Below are 14,539 nucleotides of genomic sequence, written 5' to 3' on the forward strand. Positions count from 1 at the left end.
CGTTCCCACAAGATGGTCGATAACGCCCTTGCCGAGCATGGCTCGGCACTATCGCTGTTGCTCCCTCCCTTGCGCAGCAGGGGGGGGCGGGGAGGGGTTGGCTCTGGGGCTTTCGCGCAATGCCAGCTTCGCGGCTTACGCCGCTCCCACAAGATGATCGGTAACGCCTCTTGCCGAGCATGGCTCGGCACTACCGCTGTTGCTCCCTCCCTTGCGCAGCAGGGGAGGGTTGGGGAGGGGGTGGCTTTCAGGCCTTTCGCGAAATGCCAGCTTCGCGGCTTACGCTGCTCCCACAAGATGGTCGGTAACGCCTCTTGCCGAGCATGGCTCGGCACTACCGCTGTTGCTCCCTCCCTTGCGCAGCAGGGGAGGGTTGGGGAGGGGTTGGGTTTTGCGCGGGTGCTGCGGCTGTGTCCACTTCCACCACCACCGACATGCCGGGGCGCAGGCGCGCGGCCAGTGGCTGGTCGGGGTCGATGGCGATGCGGATCGGCAGCCGCTGCACCACCTTGGTGAAGTTGCCGCTGGCGTTGTCGGGCTTGAGCACCGAGAACTCCGAGCCGGTGGCCGGGGCGATCTGCTCGATGTGGCCGCGCAGCTTCTTGCCCTGGAAGGCATCGACGCTGAACGTCGCGGGCTGGCCGACCGCCATGTTCCAGGTCTGGCCTTCCTTGTAGTTGGCTACTACCCACAGCGTGTCCGGGACCAGGAACAGCAACTGGCTGCCGGCGGTAACGTACTGCCCAAGCCGAACGGTCGCTTCCGATACCTGGCCATCACGCGGCGCCTTGATGACGGTGTTGTCGAGGTCGATCTTCGCCAGTTCCAGGGCGGCTTCAGCCATGGCGACCTTCGCCTCCAGACCCTTGCGCGCCACTTCGGTGGAGGTGAGGGTTTCTTCGGCGATATGGATGGCTGCCTGCGATTGCGCCACGCCGGCAGTCGCCGCCTGCGCCGAGGCGCGCAGCTTGTCGCGGTCGCTGTTGGAAACCAGTCGCTGTGCGGCCAGGGCTTCATAGCGCTGCAACTCGGTGCGGCTGCGTTGCTGCTCGGCCTGTTGCGCCGAATGGTTCGCGCGTGCGGAACTGATCTGGGCGCGGTTCTGCGCCTGGCTCTGGTCGGAGTTGGCCAGCTGCGCGCGTGCATCTTCGAGGGAGGCCTGCGCTTGATCCACCTTCTGCCGGTAGATGCGCTCATCGATGCGCAGCAGCGGTTGGCCTTGTTTGACATGGTCGAAGTCGCTGACCAGCACCTCGGTGACATAGCCGTTGACCTGCGGTGCCAGCACGGTCACCTGGCCGCGCACATAGGCATCGTCGGTGTGCATGAGCGTGCTGTTGAACGGCCACAACTGCCAGGCACGCAGGATCAAGGTCAATCCGACCAGGGCGACGATGATCATCACCACCACCGCACGGCGACTCGGGCGGTTGTACTTGGACACCGGCGTGGGCGCCGGGGGGGGAGTGTTCTTTTCAGTCTTGTTGCTCATGATTCTGCTCGGTTGTCCTGGGCCACGGCGCGGTCACGCCGGATCACCTGTTTCACGCGGGGATTGCGCAGCGTCACTTCCAGCAGCAGCCAGCTCAGGAAGCAGATTGCGACCCAGCCACTGAAGGCGAATACATCATTGAAGGCGCGTACATTGGCTTCGCGTTTGGCCGCTGCTGCCAAGGCGGCACTGGCTTGTGCCTTGAGTTGTACCGGGTCGGTGATGACGCGGGCGTAGGCTTGCTGCTGCAGCTGCAGGCGGCGCGCCACCTGTGGATCGGCGGGATTGAGCTGGCTGACCAGTGCGGTCGAATAGAGGTGTTCGCGGTGCAGCTGGTAGCTGCTCAGGAAAGCCGAGCCGGCGAGACTGCCGAAGCTCTGCGTCAGCGACAGGATCACGATGAAGGACACGATGTGGTCCAGTCCACGCGCCATTGCCTGGCGTATGCCGATCAGCATCAACGGACCCATGAACATGCCGCTGCCCACCGCCGCCAGGAACTGGCTGAGGGCGAAATCCATCGGCCGGTCCATGCTGGTGCGGTGCTGGTCGAGGAAGGCGGCACTGCCGAGCAGGATGATCGACACCAGCAACTGCGGGATCAGCGCCTTCGGCCCGAAGGTCAACGCACCGGCAGCGATGCCGACCAGCACGCCGATCAGGATCACCCGGAACAAGGGCGCCATCTGGTCCGGGCCCATGCCCAGCGTGCGCATCATCGAGATCATCCCGTAGGACTGCTCGTTGGTCAGGAAGCGGATCAGGAACGCGCCGACGATGAAGCGCAGCATCACCGGCCCCATCAGCCAGCGCACCTGCAGCAGCGGGTTGCGACGCTGGTGCTCGATGCACAGACCGGTGGTGATCAGCACCACCGCCGCAGCCAATGCCCAGCCCAGCCATGGGGAGTCGAACCACCAATGCAGGTAGCCCTGGCTCAGCACCACCACCAGCAGCGCCAGACCCGGCGCGAGCAGGGCGAAGGTGAGGAAGTCGGTGCGCTCGAAGACCTTGATCTGGATGCCGGGCGGCAGCTTCAGCACCACCACCGCGGCAAACGAACACAGTGCCAGCCCGGCCTCGAACAGATACAGGTTCTGCCATTCGCCATGGTCGAGCAGGCTGGGTGACAGCAGCCACGCCAATGGCACGGCGAGCTGCGACAGGCCGACGCCTATCACCAGCAGGTTGCCGACGTATTTGCGCGGCAAGGCCTGCAGCATGTACAGCGTGCCCAGCGTGGTGCAGGCGGCACCGGCAAAACCGCTGCCGGCGCGTACCAGCAAGGTAGTCGTATTGTTGCCGACAAACAGATGCAGCACCGCCAATGCGGCATAGGTGCCCAAGCCGATCTCGGCGAACAGGCGGATGCCGTACTCCTGGCGGAACTTGAACACCAGCAGGTTGGCGCTGACATTGACCATCAGGTAGGCGGCGACCAGCCAGTTGGCCTCGCTGGCCTGCAGCCCCATCTGGCCGGTGATCAACGGCAGGTTGGCACTGATCAGGGCATTGCCCAGCCCGCCGGTGATCGCCACCAGCACCGCCACGGCGGCGTAGGCCGCACGCCGGTGCGGGGGATGCCAAGGCATCGAGGCTGAGCCGGGCAGGCTGGGCTTCTCGTGCTCTTCCCAGTCCGGAATGGGCTTGAGGGGCTTCATGTGCGTTCCGTTGCAGCCTGCACGGACAGGCCGGGACGCAGCAATTCAATCGCACGCCGTGCGAGGGTGGCGCGATCTTCGACGGTGCGGCCGCGCAGGGCGGCGCCGAGCATGCCGGAGATCAACGAGATATCCGACAGCTGCAGGTCAAGCCGGCACAGCCCTGCGGCCTTGGCCCGCAGCAGCGCCGGTTCGGACAGGCCGAGAATGCGCTCGCGTGCGGCCTTGATCGTGGGCTCGTCCGGGTCCGCCGCGCGCCAGTAATCGGCCAACGCAGGCGAATGCACGATGCGCCTGGCCATGCCGATGATCAGCTCGAACAGGGCATCGTCGCGCTCGCCCAGTTCCTGCAGGTGCGCTTCGATCTTTTCCACGGTCCGCTGCAGCAGGGCTTCGATCAGCGCGGTGCGGTCGGGGAAGTTGCGATACAGCGTTGCCCGGCCTACGCCGGCGCGAGCCACCACCAGATCAAGTGGGGCGGTGATGCCGTGCTCGCCGAACACGGCGTCGGCCGCATCCAACAGCAAGGCACGACGCACGGCGGCATCGGAGCGAATGGAAGTCATGCCCATATGATCCGGACAAAAGTGTCCGGTTTCAATGGGTGGCATGGAACGGGCCGTTGCGGCGGCCCGTTCCCGTTCAGCTCGCGGCGAGCTGGCGGCGCAGTGGTGCTTCGCGGATCGGCAGGTTGATCAGCGCTGCAGCGGCGGCCAATGCCATGTCCGCGTACCACATCCAGCTGTAGTCGCCGCCGTATTCCAGTGCCACGCCACCCAGCCAGGCACCGAAGAACGCGCCGATCTGGTGCGAGAACAGGGTCAGGCCGAACAGGGTGCCCATGTGACGCGGACCGAACAGCTTGCCGACCAGTCCCGCAGTGGGCGGCACCGTCGCCAGCCAGGTGAAGCCCAGTGCGGCGGCGAACACATAGAAGGTCATCGGTGTCGGCGGTGATGCCAGATAGACCGCGATCAGCACCGCGCGGCTGAGGTACATCCAGAACAGCAGCCATTTCATGCGGAAGCGTTCGCCAAGCGCACCGATGATCAGGCTGCCGGCAACATTGAACAGGCCGATCAGGGCAATCGACACTGAGGCCACGTTCGGCGACAACCCGCAAAGCGCGATTTCGCCGGGCAGGTGGGTGACCAGGAAGGCGATATGCACGCCACAGGTGAAGAAGCCCAGATGCAGGCACCAGTAGCTGCGATCACGCAGGGCGCGTTGCAGTTGCGGACGCAGCGCTTCGCCATCGTCACTGGCTTCGCTGCGTGGCGCACGCTTGCGCAGCGGCCAGGCCAATGGCAATGACAGCAGCACGATGAAGCCCAACGCATACAAGGCCTTGATCCAGCCGAATGCACTGAGCAACAGCTGCACCAACGGTGCGAACAGGAACTGTCCCAACGAACCGCCGGCATTGATGATGCCGGCGGCCATCGAGCGCTTCTGCGCGGGAATGCGCCAGGCGGTTGCGCCGATCAACACCGAGAAACTGCCGGCACCGGCACCGGCTGCCAGCAGCAGGCCGAAGCTGAGGTTCAGCCCCCAGGCGCCGGGCAGCAGGGTTGCCGCGATCAGGCCGACCGCCAGCAGCACGCCGCCGCCGACCAGTACCGGCAGCGGTCCGCGCTGGTCGGCCATGGCACCGAAGAATGGCTGCACTGCACCCCATACGAATTGGCCGATCGCCAGCGAGAAACTGATCTGGGCGATGCCAAGTCCGGTCGAAACATGGATGGGGTCGATCAACAGACCGCTGGTCTGGCGCACGCCCATGGTCACCATCAGGATGCTGGAGGCAGCGAGCAACAACAGCCAGGGAGTACGCGCGGGGGGCTGCGTGGTCATGTTGCTTGCTCCTGTTCCAGTGCCTGGGTGAGTGCTTCCAGCTGGTGGTTGAGATCTTCGATGCGCTTGCCGCCGAATAGCATTTCGATCTCCTGCTGGGCTTGCTGCCAGAGAGGAAAGGCCTTCTGCAGGCGGCGCTTGCCGGCGGCGGTGATGTGCAGCTGGCGCTGGCGGGAGTCCGCGCCGGGGGCGGAACTGAGCAGGCCCGCTTCGAGCAGCGGTTTGAGGTTTCGGGTGAGGGTGGTGCGGTCCATGCCCAGCGCATCGGCGAGCTCGCCCAGTGGCCGCGGCTGACTGGAGCGGCGCAGGATGGAATAGGCGTTGAGGCTTAGGTCAGCGGCGGCAAGATGGCGGTCATAGAGCTGGGAAACGCGGCGCGTGGCGCGGCGCAGCTGGAAGCAGGTGCAGGGGCTGGGGGCGTCCATCGGCTTGTGGGGTAGGGCGATTGGTGGGAGTTTATGTGTATATGCACGCAATTGCGAGGGCTGGCTCCTGGCGACTCTGGTGCCTTGTGCGCTTAGCTTTGGTCGTGGTCGTGGTCGTGGTCGTGGTCGTTGTCGTGGCCGTTGTCGTGGCCGTGGCCGTGGCTGTGGCCGTGGCTCTGGCTCTGGCTTTGGTTTGGCTGTTGCTGTTGCTGTGGCTGTGGCTGTGGCTTTCCCTTCTCCCGCTTGCGGGGGAAGGTGCCCGGAGGGCGGATGGGGGGCTCTTGATTTGGCTCTATCTGAGTGGGTTACCAAAGCGGGGGTTCTGCACAAACATAAAAACCACCTTGCGGTGGTTTTCAGGCTTGCCTAGGTTGCTAAGCAGGAGAGCAAAAAGCAGAAGCAGAACTAAATGCAGGAGCAGAAGCTTGCCCTCACCCCTACCCCTCTCCCGCAAGCGGGAGAGGGGAAAGACAGGAGCAGGGGCCAAGGCTCAAAGCCAAAGCTCAAAGCCAAAGCTCAAAGCCAAAGCCAAAGCTCAGAGCCAAAGCTCAAAGCCAAAGCCAAAGCCAAAGCCAAAGCCAGCATCAAACCCTTAGAACCATGCGCGGATGCCAAACGCCACGCCACGACCCGGCAGTGGCGAGTAATCCCGCAGCAACGAGGTATGTGGGCGTGCCTCACGATCAGTCAGGTTGCTGCCATCGAGGAACACTTCGTAGCTGTTGCTGCCATTGCGATCCCAGCGGTATGCAACGTGTGCATCCACCAGCGTGTAGCCGGCGCTGGCTTCCTCGTTCACTGCAACATCCTTCTGGCTGCCGTAGCGCACTGCACCCAACGAGGCGCGCCAGCCACCCAGCGACCAATGCAGGTCGGCACCAACACGGGCCGGGGCGATGCGCGGCAGGTAGCCGCCATTGGCCAACTCGACGTTGTAGTTGTGTGCGTGGTCACCGTGCGGCACGGCGATGGCGACATTGCGGGAGCCGTTGCCGTCCAATTCCGCCTTCACGTAGTCACCGAACACGCGCAGGTCCCAGTCACCGGCTACGTTCTCCAGCATGTGCCAGGTGGCCTCTGCCTCGGCGCCCTTGAAGGTGGCGTCGTTCTGGGTCCAGGTGCGCACCGGCAGGCCGCCTTCGACCACGCCGGTGTCGGCCAGGTAGATGAAGTCCTTGAACTTGGTCTGGTAGATCGCTGCCTGCAGGTCGAAGCGTTCGTTATGCGCGTGCAGGCCCAGCTCGACGCGACGACCGCGCTCGGTATCCATGTTGGCGTTGCCGATTTCCAGCGAGCGGGTGGCGATGTGGGCGCCGGCGGCGTACAGCTCTTCGTTGGTCGGTGCGCGCTCGGAGGCGTCCACGCCGAAGCGCAGGTCGAAGGTATCGTTCAAGGCCCAGATGCCGGACGCCGACAGGTTGGTCGCGCCAAAGCTGCGGTTGCGCTGGGCATCGTTCGGGTCGAGCTTGACCCGGTCATGGCGTGCACCCAGTTCCAGCTTGAACGGGCCGAACTGCTTTTCCTGCAGCACGAAAGCACCAATGGTGTCGGTGGTGGTGCCCGGTACGAAGGCTTCCTCGCCGGTGGCGCCGAAATCGCTGCTGCCGAACTGCACGCCGAAGGCGCCGTCCCAGCCGGCCAGCGGCTGCTGCACCGCTTCCACGCGGCCTTCAAAGCCCTTGTTGGTGAAGCGGGTGGACGGTGTGCCTGCTTCCAGCTCGGTGTGCTCGTAGTCGGTGTAGCCGCCGCGCACGGTCAGGCTCTTCAGGAACGCGGTCGGGTTGTACAGGCCGCCCTTCAGGTCGAAGCGGTTCTGCACCATGTCGATGCGCACATCATGCTCGCCGCCTTCCTCTTCGTGGTCATGGTCATGGTCGTCGTGGTCATGATCGTGGTCATCGTCGGCGTGCACGTGGGCACCGTTTGGAATGCCGTAGTTGCTGCGGTAGGTGCCCAGCGAGGCGCCGAGGAAACCGTTCTCGCCGAACCAGGTGGCACCGACGCCGCCGGCGCGGGTGCGCGTCGAGCTGTTGTCCAGGCGGCCGCGGGTGCCGGCATCTTCGTCGTGGGCGTCATGATCATCGTGGCCATCGGCATCCAGCGCGTGCGGGTCGATCGCATAGCCGGGGATGCGGTAGTCATCGCCATTGCGGATCAGGCCGTCGACATGCAGGACCAGGTTGTCGCCACTGACGCCGTCCAGACGGAACATGCCGCTACGCTCATTGTTGACCGAGTTGCCGCGGACTTCGGCGCGACCGCTGAGCGGGCGGTCCGGAACGTCGCTGGCGATACGGCCATCGACCACGTTCACGGCGCCACCAATGGCACCGCTACCGAACAGCAGGGTGGCCGGGCCTTTCAATACCTCGATCTGGTCAGCCAGGAAGGGTTCGATGGCGGAGGCGTGGTCGGCGCTGACGGTGGAGGCGTCCATGTTGCCGACGCCATTGGACACCACAGCCACGCGCGGGCCTTCCTGGCCACGGATGATCGGGCGGCCGACGCCGGGGCCGAAGAAGGTGCTCTGCACGCCGGGCAGCTTGGCCACGGTGTCGCCCAAGGTGCCGGATTTGTGTTCATCAAGATCGGCGCCTGCCAGGACGTCGACCGGGCGCGCCAGTGATTCGGCGGAGCCCTGCAACGGCGAGGCGGTGACCTTTACTGCGGTCAATTCGGTAAGGTGATGGCTCTGCCCAGCGTCATCATCGGCGGCACTGGCGACGGCGGGCAGGGCGGCGGCAAGGGCGAGGAACAGCAGATGGTGCCGGGTGTGACGGGGGAAGGGCATGAGAATTCCTTTGTTACTGTGTATCACTGGGGTGGCAATCTGAACCGGAGGCGGCAGGGGCTGGCGCAGGCGGCTAGGGCGGGGAGGACAATAATGTTATATTATTCCATAACGTTCTGCCGCCCCTGCTGGAAGTCATGCCCACCCAACCCAACGGACTACGCAAATTCCTCGATCGCTTTGGCGCAACCGGATCCCTGATCTGTGCAGTGCATTGCGCGTTGTTGCCGGCATTGCTGGCGGTGGCGCCGGCGCTGGGGCTGTCGTTCTGGCTCAGTGACGGCGTCGAGTTCACCATCGTCGTCTTCGTTACCGTGCTGGGTCTGTTCAGCCTGATCTGGGGTTATCTGCGCCACCGCGCGCTGATGGCCTTGTTGCTGCTGGTGCCTGGGCTGCTGTTGTTGTGGGCGGGCCTGTTGCATTCGGAACTGCATCATTCGCAGGTTCCGCATGCGGTGGTGATGACCCTGGGTGGCGTACTGGTGGGCCTGGCACATGTGGTCAACCTGCGCTTGAACCACGTGCATGTACACGACGCCAGCTGCGCACATTGAGGGGCGCATGGTAGGCTTCCTGTCCATGCGCGAGGGCGCTTGATTGTGGCCTCGCTAAACCCGTGCATGCACGGGGTAACTGATTACAAACCAAGGAGTTGACGACATGGGTAAGGGTGACCGTAAGACCGCCAAGGGCAAGCGCTACAACGCCAGCTATGGCAATTCGCGCTCGCACGTGAGCAAGGTGGCCGTGGGCGCTGCTGCGCCGGTCGCCAAGAAGACCGTCACCAAGGCTGCCGCCAAGAAGGCTGTTGCCAAGAAGACCGTCGCCAAGGCCGGCTGATCCAGCCAGGCAGTGGTTACAGAAAAGCGGCGCATTGCGCCGCTTTTTTTGTGTTCGTGATAGTTCCCGGGTGCGCTGCGCTTACCCGGGCTACCTCACTTCGATTGGCGCAGCGCCTGGTCCAGTGCGTGCGGATCGCCATCGTTGGGCTGGGCCGGGATGCCGATCAGGCGGGTAAGCAGCGGATAGACGTCGACGTTGTCGAAGGCGGTGAGCTGCTTGCCCTGCGCGAAGGCCGGGCCGCGGGCAACGAATACCGCCTGCATCGACGGCAGCGCGGGGTCGTAGCCATGCGAACCGCGATCGCCCGGCGGGCGCTTGGCGATGGTGTCACGCGTCACTGCATCCCAGCCCTCCTGCATCTGGCAGACGATGGCCGGCACGCGTGGGTTGCTGCCGTAATGCCAGCGCGTCGGCAGCTGCGCCTTGTTCCAGCACTGGTAATGCGCGTGTTCGCCGAGCAATGCCTTTTCCGCTTCGGCCTGCTTGCCCGGCAGCGGGGCGAAGCCTACCGACTGACCCACCGACACCACCTTGGCGACATCGGCCGGCACCATGTCCTCAATCGCCACCGCATTGCCGAACTTGACCGTTGCCATGCCGTGATCGGACACGACAATCACGTTGGTGTGGTCGAGCAGGCCGTCGCGGCGCATGCCGTCGACCAGCTGGCCGACGGCGGCATCAACCTGCTGCAACGCTGCTTTGTACTCGGGCGAATCCGGGCCGTGCTCATGCCCGGCCTTGTCCACGTGCTCCATGTAGGTGGCAACAAAACGCGGTTTGATCGCGTCCGGCGCGCCATGCAGCCAGGCCAGTACCTGGTTCATGCGCTCGGGCAGCGGCACGCTCTCGTCGTATATGCGCCATTGATTGGCATGCAGGCCGCGCACCGGTGCTTCACTGCCGGGCCAGGACCAGGTGGCACTCTTGAGCCCGGCCTTGCGCACGCTGACCCAGATCGGTTCGCCACCATCCCACCAGGCCGCGTTCTGTACGGCGGTGCGGTCACTGACCTTGAATTCGCCAAGTGCATCGGCGCTCATCGCGTTGTGCACCAGGCCGTGGTGGTCGGGGCGCAGGCCGGTGACCAGGGTGTAGTGGTTGGGGAAGGTGAGGGCCGGATAGGACGGGCGCATGCCGACGCTGCGTACGCCTTCACGGGCCAGACGCATCAGGTTGGGACTGTCTGCTTCGCTGAGCTTGTCCGCGCGCAGGCCGTCGATGGAAATCATCAATACGGTGGGCGGTACTTCCGGAGCGATGGTGGGCGAGGAAGGCGTGGTGGCGCAGGCTGCAAGCAGTGCGCAGGCCAATGCAGTGGCCGGAATGCGTAGAAAAGTCATGCCGCAATGATAGGCCGGGCCGGTGACCGTACAAATACAACCTTAGCCATGTTGCCCGTGGAGGGGCGCTAGCGGCCCGGGTTGGCAAAGCGCATCCGGGGGGCGCTCAGGCAAACAGGTCCGCCACACGCTCCCCTTCGCTGGGCACGCCCTCCAGTTTCAACAAGGCTGCCTTGGTCGGCAGCCCACCACCGAAACCGGTCAGTGCGCCGTTGTTGCCGATTACCCGATGGCAGGGCAGCACGATCGGCAGTGGATTGCGGCCATTGGCAGCGCCGACTGCGCGCGTCGCGGTGGGGCGGCCAATGCGCTCGGCCAGCTGCCGGTAGCTCCAGGTTGCGCCAAAAGGAATCTGCGCCAGGGTGTGCCAGACCTGCAACTGGAATTCGGTGCCCACCGGCGCCAATTCCAGCTGGAATTCCTGGCGTTCACCGCGCAGGTATTGCAGCAACTGCCGGCGTGGCTCGGCGACCGCATCGGGGTCACGCTGCCAGTGTTCGCGGCCCTTGGCGTCGTGGCGGTTTTCGACGAACAGGATGTGGCGTACGCCGACCTGGTCGACGGCGACCGTCAGTGCGCCGATGGGGCTGTCGAAACGGTCGTAATAGAGGGTGTTCATGCGCTGGCCTCCGTAGCTGCCTTGGAATTCTTTCGTTCGGTTGGCACTGCCAGGTGCCACAGATGCAGCACCGCATAGGCGCGCCATGGCCGCCACAGCTGGGAGCGACGTTCGGTTTCGCGCTCGCTCAGGCGTTGGCCTTCGCCCAGTACCTGCTGCAGCACCAGATCACCGGCAGGGAAGGCATCGGGAAGTCCCATCGCCCGCAGTGCCATGTAATGGGCGGTCCACGGGCCGATACCTGGCAGGGCCGTGGCCTTTTGCACGAAGCTTTCCAGCGTTTGTGCGCGGCTGAAATCCAGCCGTTGTTCGGCGCAGGCGCGGGCGATTGCGCGCAGGGTGGCGGCGCGGGTGCGCGGCAGGCCGATGCTCTCCAGCGCCGCGTCGACCAGCGTTGCCGGTGCCGGGAACTGTCGGTCCAGGCCTTCGGGCATGCCGGGCAGGTGCTCGCCGAAGCGATCGACCAGGCGCCGCGCCAGCGTGGTTGCCGCAGCGACGCTGACCTGTTGGCCGAGCACGGCGCGTGCGGCGACTTCAAAGCCGTCCCAGCCGCCGGGAATGCGCAGGCCCGGCCGCTCGGCGATGCCGCGCGCGAGCAGGGGTTCCTGGCCCAGGGCGGCATGGACGGTACGCAGGTCGGCATCCAGGTCGAATACCCTGCGCACCTTGGTGACGATGGCAGGAATGGCGCGTGGATCGGTAGTGCCCAGTTGCAGGCGCAGCTCCGGGCGCTTGGGGTCGGCGGTGACCCGGATCAGGCTGGCAACGCCGTTGGCGACGACCACGCGTTGGTAGCTGCTTTCGTCGATGCATTCGATACCCGGCAGCGAGCGGCGGCGCAGGAACGCCAGCATCAACGGGAAGTCCAGCGGCGGTCGGTAGGCCAGTCGCAATACGGGCTCGCCACCGGCCACCGCGCTATGCTGCTTGCGCAGCGCGCTCGGCGGCATGCCGCAGCCTTCGAGGAAGGCGCTGTTGAAGCGGCGCAGGCTGTTGAAGCCGGCGGCCAGCGCGACTTGGGTTACCGGCAGCGCGGTTTCGGTCAGCAGCTGTTTGGCCAGCAATAGACGACGGGTGGTGTGCAACTGCGCCGGCGTCGCGCCGAGCTTGGCCACGAACAGCCGTTGCAGTTGGCGCGCGCTGATCCCCATCGCTTCGGCCAGCGCGGTCGCTGGCTGCTCCTGCAGGATGCCTTCGTTGAGTAGGGCCAATGCCTGATGCAGGGTCTGGTCCTGTAGCAGATTGGCGTCATCCGGCGACAGCTCGGGGCGACAGCGCAGGCAGGGTCGGTAGCCGGCGGCGCTGGCGGCCGCGGCGCTCGGGTAGTAGCTGACGTTCTCGGGCTTGGGCGGTGGAGCCGGGCAAACCGGCCGGCAATAGATGCCGGTGCTGCGCACGGCGGTGAAGAACAGGCCGTCAAAGCGCGCATCACGCGCCAGGCGGGCTTGTTCGCATTGCACATGGGCGGGCATCAGGAGGTTTTGCATGGGCCCAGTCTAGGCGCGGCCGGCGGCCGGTACTGGCCATTTTCGGACATCAATGCGTGTGACGCTGTGTTGATTCATCGGACGTTGCGGCAGGGTGGGTGTTGCGCACTAGACTGTCCACCTTCCTGGCGCGGCTGCGCCGTCGCGCGGACCTGATTGCTCTCCATGTTGCCCAAGTTCTGGTGGTCGCCGTTGTTGTGCGTCGGGCTGTTGGCCTGCAATCCGCAGACCGGCGAGAAAAAGCCCGTGGCTGATCCTGCTGCCACGCTGGCTGCCGATGGCGACCACATGGTGTCGATCAATGCCGCCGATGCGCCGGCCCCGCCGGCACCGGTGTTGCCCGCCAAGGACAAACCCTGGCCCGAGCTGCTGCTGGAAAACGGCAAGGCCTGGGTCAGCTGTGGCACCGACTATGCGGGCGAGAACGGCGATGGCACCGAACTGGCTGCATTTGACCGCGCCAGCATGGATACGGCGCTTGAGCCCTGCAAGGAGCGCGGCCTGGTGCGGGTGCGCTACGCCGGCAAGATCAATCCTTCGTTCGCGGCGATGATGACGCGGCTGGCGGTAGTGGCCGACGCGATGAAGATCAGCCGGCGCATCCTGGATCTGGATTCCAGCGGCGGCCAGGTGGAAGCAGCCATCGTTGCCGGTGACAGCATCGGCGAGTCTGGCTGGACCATCTGGGTGCGCGAAGGTTCGGTCTGTCACAGTGCCTGCGTGTTCGTGCTGGCGGCGGGCGACAACCGCTTGATCTCCGGCAAGGTTGGCATCCACCGCATGATGCGGATCAGCTCCAGCGCCAGTTCGCGTGCGGAGTTGAACAAGGAGCTGCACGAGGTCTACGACAACGTGAAGGACTACCTGCAGCGCAACGGCGTGGCGGTGGGCGTGGCCGACCTGATGATGACCGTGCCCAACCGCAGCCTGCGGGTGCTGACCAACGAAGAGCTCAAGCAGTACGGGCTGGACGGCACCAATGCGGTGCAGGATGACCTGGAGCGCATCAAGCAGATGCGCAAGTGCGGCGATGACTTCGTGCGCCGCAAGGATTCCTTCCTGATCGCCTTCGACCGCGAGTGCAAGGTGGAAGGTGCTGATCTGGAGGCGGTCAACCGCTGCGGGCAGGCGTTGAAGGAGCAGTTCGGCTTCCCGGATGAGGTCTGCCCGGAGGAAAGTCCGCTGTCGGAAATCGATACCGCCATGCTCGAGCCGATGCCGACCGCCATCCCGACCGGTGCCGCGGAGTCGGTGGTGGCGCCGGCTGCGGCAGCTGCGCCAGCCGTCAGTGCGCAGGTGGGTGCTTCCGGTACACGAAAGTGAACAAATGAAAGGATGCGGAAGCCCGTAAACCGTGATTGGATTGGCATTCCGTTCAACTGAAAGCGTCATGGAGAGAGCTATGCGACCCAGTTGTTTGTTGATGGTGCTGTCCCTGGCCGTACCGGCTGCAGGCGTTTTTGCGCAGACACCCGCTGCGGCCCCAGCGCCAGCGCGGGCTGCTGCCCCGGCCGCCCCCGCGCCCGCAGCGGTATCAGCCGCCGCACGGCCGGCGCCAGCGCTCAGTGCTGCGCAGCAGGCGCAGGTGGCCAAGCAGGATGCGGAGATGACCGCCGCCGCGCAGCGGGTGGCGCAACTGGTGGATGGCCAGCAGGCGGCCACCGTATGGGACGGTGCCTCGGCGGTGGCGCGCAAGGCGGTGACCCGCGATGTGTTCGCCAACAACGTCAATGCCGACCGCGCCAAATTGGGCGCGCTGGTATCGCGTGGCAAGCCATCGATCACCCGCGTGCAATACCCGGCCGGTGCCTCGGTGCCGGAAGGCATCTACTTGAACGTCAGCTTCCCGACCCGCTTTGCCAACAATGCCCAGCCGGTGCGCGAGCTGGTCTCGTTCCGCCTGGATGAAGACAAGGTGTGGCGCACCTCCGGCTATAGCGTGCGCGCGGCCTCGGCCAACTAAGCGCCATCGCTTCGCCGCTATCGCACACGGGCGCCGCTGGGCGCCCGTCGTGTTTGCGTAC

General features: G+C 65.2%; 13 protein-coding genes. 4 read left to right on the forward strand and 9 right to left on the reverse strand.

All coding sequences use genetic code 11. From position 1 onward, the window contains the following. Window positions 1–334 precede the first annotated feature (334 nt). The 6 genes from AC13FW_RS15085 to AC13FW_RS15110 form a co-directional block, all read right to left on the reverse strand. Window positions 335–1,492 (reverse strand): HlyD family secretion protein, encoded by a 1,158-nt coding sequence (locus tag AC13FW_RS15085; protein ID WP_482989617.1) that lies wholly within the window; start codon window positions 1,490–1,492, stop codon window positions 335–337. Beyond that, entirely contained in the window at window positions 1,489–3,153 is a 1,665-nt protein-coding gene (locus AC13FW_RS15090; protein ID WP_482989618.1) for an MFS transporter, read from the reverse strand. Before AC13FW_RS15090 ends, AC13FW_RS15085 begins: the two co-directional genes overlap by 4 nt. Next, window positions 3,150–3,719: a TetR/AcrR family transcriptional regulator gene (locus AC13FW_RS15095; RefSeq protein ID WP_482989619.1), complete on the reverse strand. Its 570-nt coding sequence runs from the start codon at window positions 3,717–3,719 to the stop codon at window positions 3,150–3,152. The genes AC13FW_RS15090 and AC13FW_RS15095 overlap by 4 nt, the downstream gene beginning before the upstream one ends. 76 nt (window positions 3,720–3,795) lie before the next feature. Continuing rightward, the gene (locus tag AC13FW_RS15100) at window positions 3,796–5,007 is read right to left on the reverse strand and encodes an MFS transporter (RefSeq protein WP_482989620.1); all 1,212 of its coding nucleotides are present in this window, start codon (window positions 5,005–5,007) and stop codon (window positions 3,796–3,798) included. Continuing rightward, a complete protein-coding gene (locus AC13FW_RS15105) occupies window positions 5,004–5,432 on the reverse strand; it encodes a MarR family winged helix-turn-helix transcriptional regulator (RefSeq protein WP_482989621.1) in 429 nt (142 codons plus the stop codon). Before AC13FW_RS15105 ends, AC13FW_RS15100 begins: the two co-directional genes overlap by 4 nt. Before the next feature lie 592 nt (window positions 5,433–6,024). Beyond that, on the reverse strand, window positions 6,025–8,223 hold the full coding sequence (locus AC13FW_RS15110) for a TonB-dependent receptor (protein WP_482989622.1): 2,199 nt from the start codon (window positions 8,221–8,223) through the stop codon (window positions 6,025–6,027). Window positions 8,224–8,360: 137 nt separating this feature from the next. Between AC13FW_RS15110 and AC13FW_RS15115 the strand changes: the two genes are divergently transcribed. Beyond that, entirely contained in the window at window positions 8,361–8,777 is a 417-nt protein-coding gene (locus AC13FW_RS15115; RefSeq protein WP_282266698.1) for a MerC domain-containing protein, read from the forward strand. A gap of 106 nt (window positions 8,778–8,883) precedes the next feature. Continuing rightward, window positions 8,884–9,063, forward strand: a complete 180-nt coding sequence (locus tag AC13FW_RS15120; RefSeq protein WP_296251805.1) for a 30S ribosomal protein THX — start codon at window positions 8,884–8,886, stop codon at window positions 9,061–9,063. 95 nt (window positions 9,064–9,158) lie between these two features. Here AC13FW_RS15120 and AC13FW_RS15125 read toward each other — a convergent pair whose 3' ends face one another. The 3 genes from AC13FW_RS15125 to AC13FW_RS15135 all read right to left on the reverse strand — a co-directional run bounded on the left by AC13FW_RS15125 (window position 9,159) and on the right by AC13FW_RS15135 (window position 12,515). Then, window positions 9,159–10,409, reverse strand: coding sequence for an alkaline phosphatase family protein (locus AC13FW_RS15125; RefSeq protein WP_482989623.1), 1,251 nt, complete (start codon window positions 10,407–10,409; stop codon window positions 9,159–9,161). A 106-nt stretch (window positions 10,410–10,515) separates the two neighbouring features. Continuing rightward, the gene (locus tag AC13FW_RS15130) at window positions 10,516–11,028 is read right to left on the reverse strand and encodes a methylated-DNA--[protein]-cysteine S-methyltransferase (RefSeq protein WP_482989624.1); all 513 of its coding nucleotides are present in this window, start codon (window positions 11,026–11,028) and stop codon (window positions 10,516–10,518) included. Beyond that, the gene (locus AC13FW_RS15135; RefSeq protein WP_482989625.1) at window positions 11,025–12,515 is read right to left on the reverse strand and encodes a DNA-3-methyladenine glycosylase 2 family protein; all 1,491 of its coding nucleotides are present in this window, start codon (window positions 12,513–12,515) and stop codon (window positions 11,025–11,027) included. The genes AC13FW_RS15130 and AC13FW_RS15135 overlap by 4 nt, the downstream gene beginning before the upstream one ends. 165 nt (window positions 12,516–12,680) lie before the next feature. On the opposite strand from AC13FW_RS15135, the gene AC13FW_RS15140 reads away from it, so the two are divergent. Together AC13FW_RS15140 and AC13FW_RS15145 are read left to right on the forward strand one after the other, a co-directional pair. After that, a complete protein-coding gene (locus AC13FW_RS15140) occupies window positions 12,681–13,838 on the forward strand; it encodes a COG3904 family protein (protein WP_296251791.1) in 1,158 nt (385 codons plus the stop codon). A gap of 79 nt (window positions 13,839–13,917) precedes the next feature. Beyond that, window positions 13,918–14,478 (forward strand): DUF4019 domain-containing protein, encoded by a 561-nt coding sequence (locus AC13FW_RS15145; protein ID WP_482989626.1) that lies wholly within the window; start codon window positions 13,918–13,920, stop codon window positions 14,476–14,478. Window positions 14,479–14,539: the final 61 nt, after the last annotated feature.

This window comes from Stenotrophomonas sp. 21LCFQ19 (assembly GCF_056861425.1).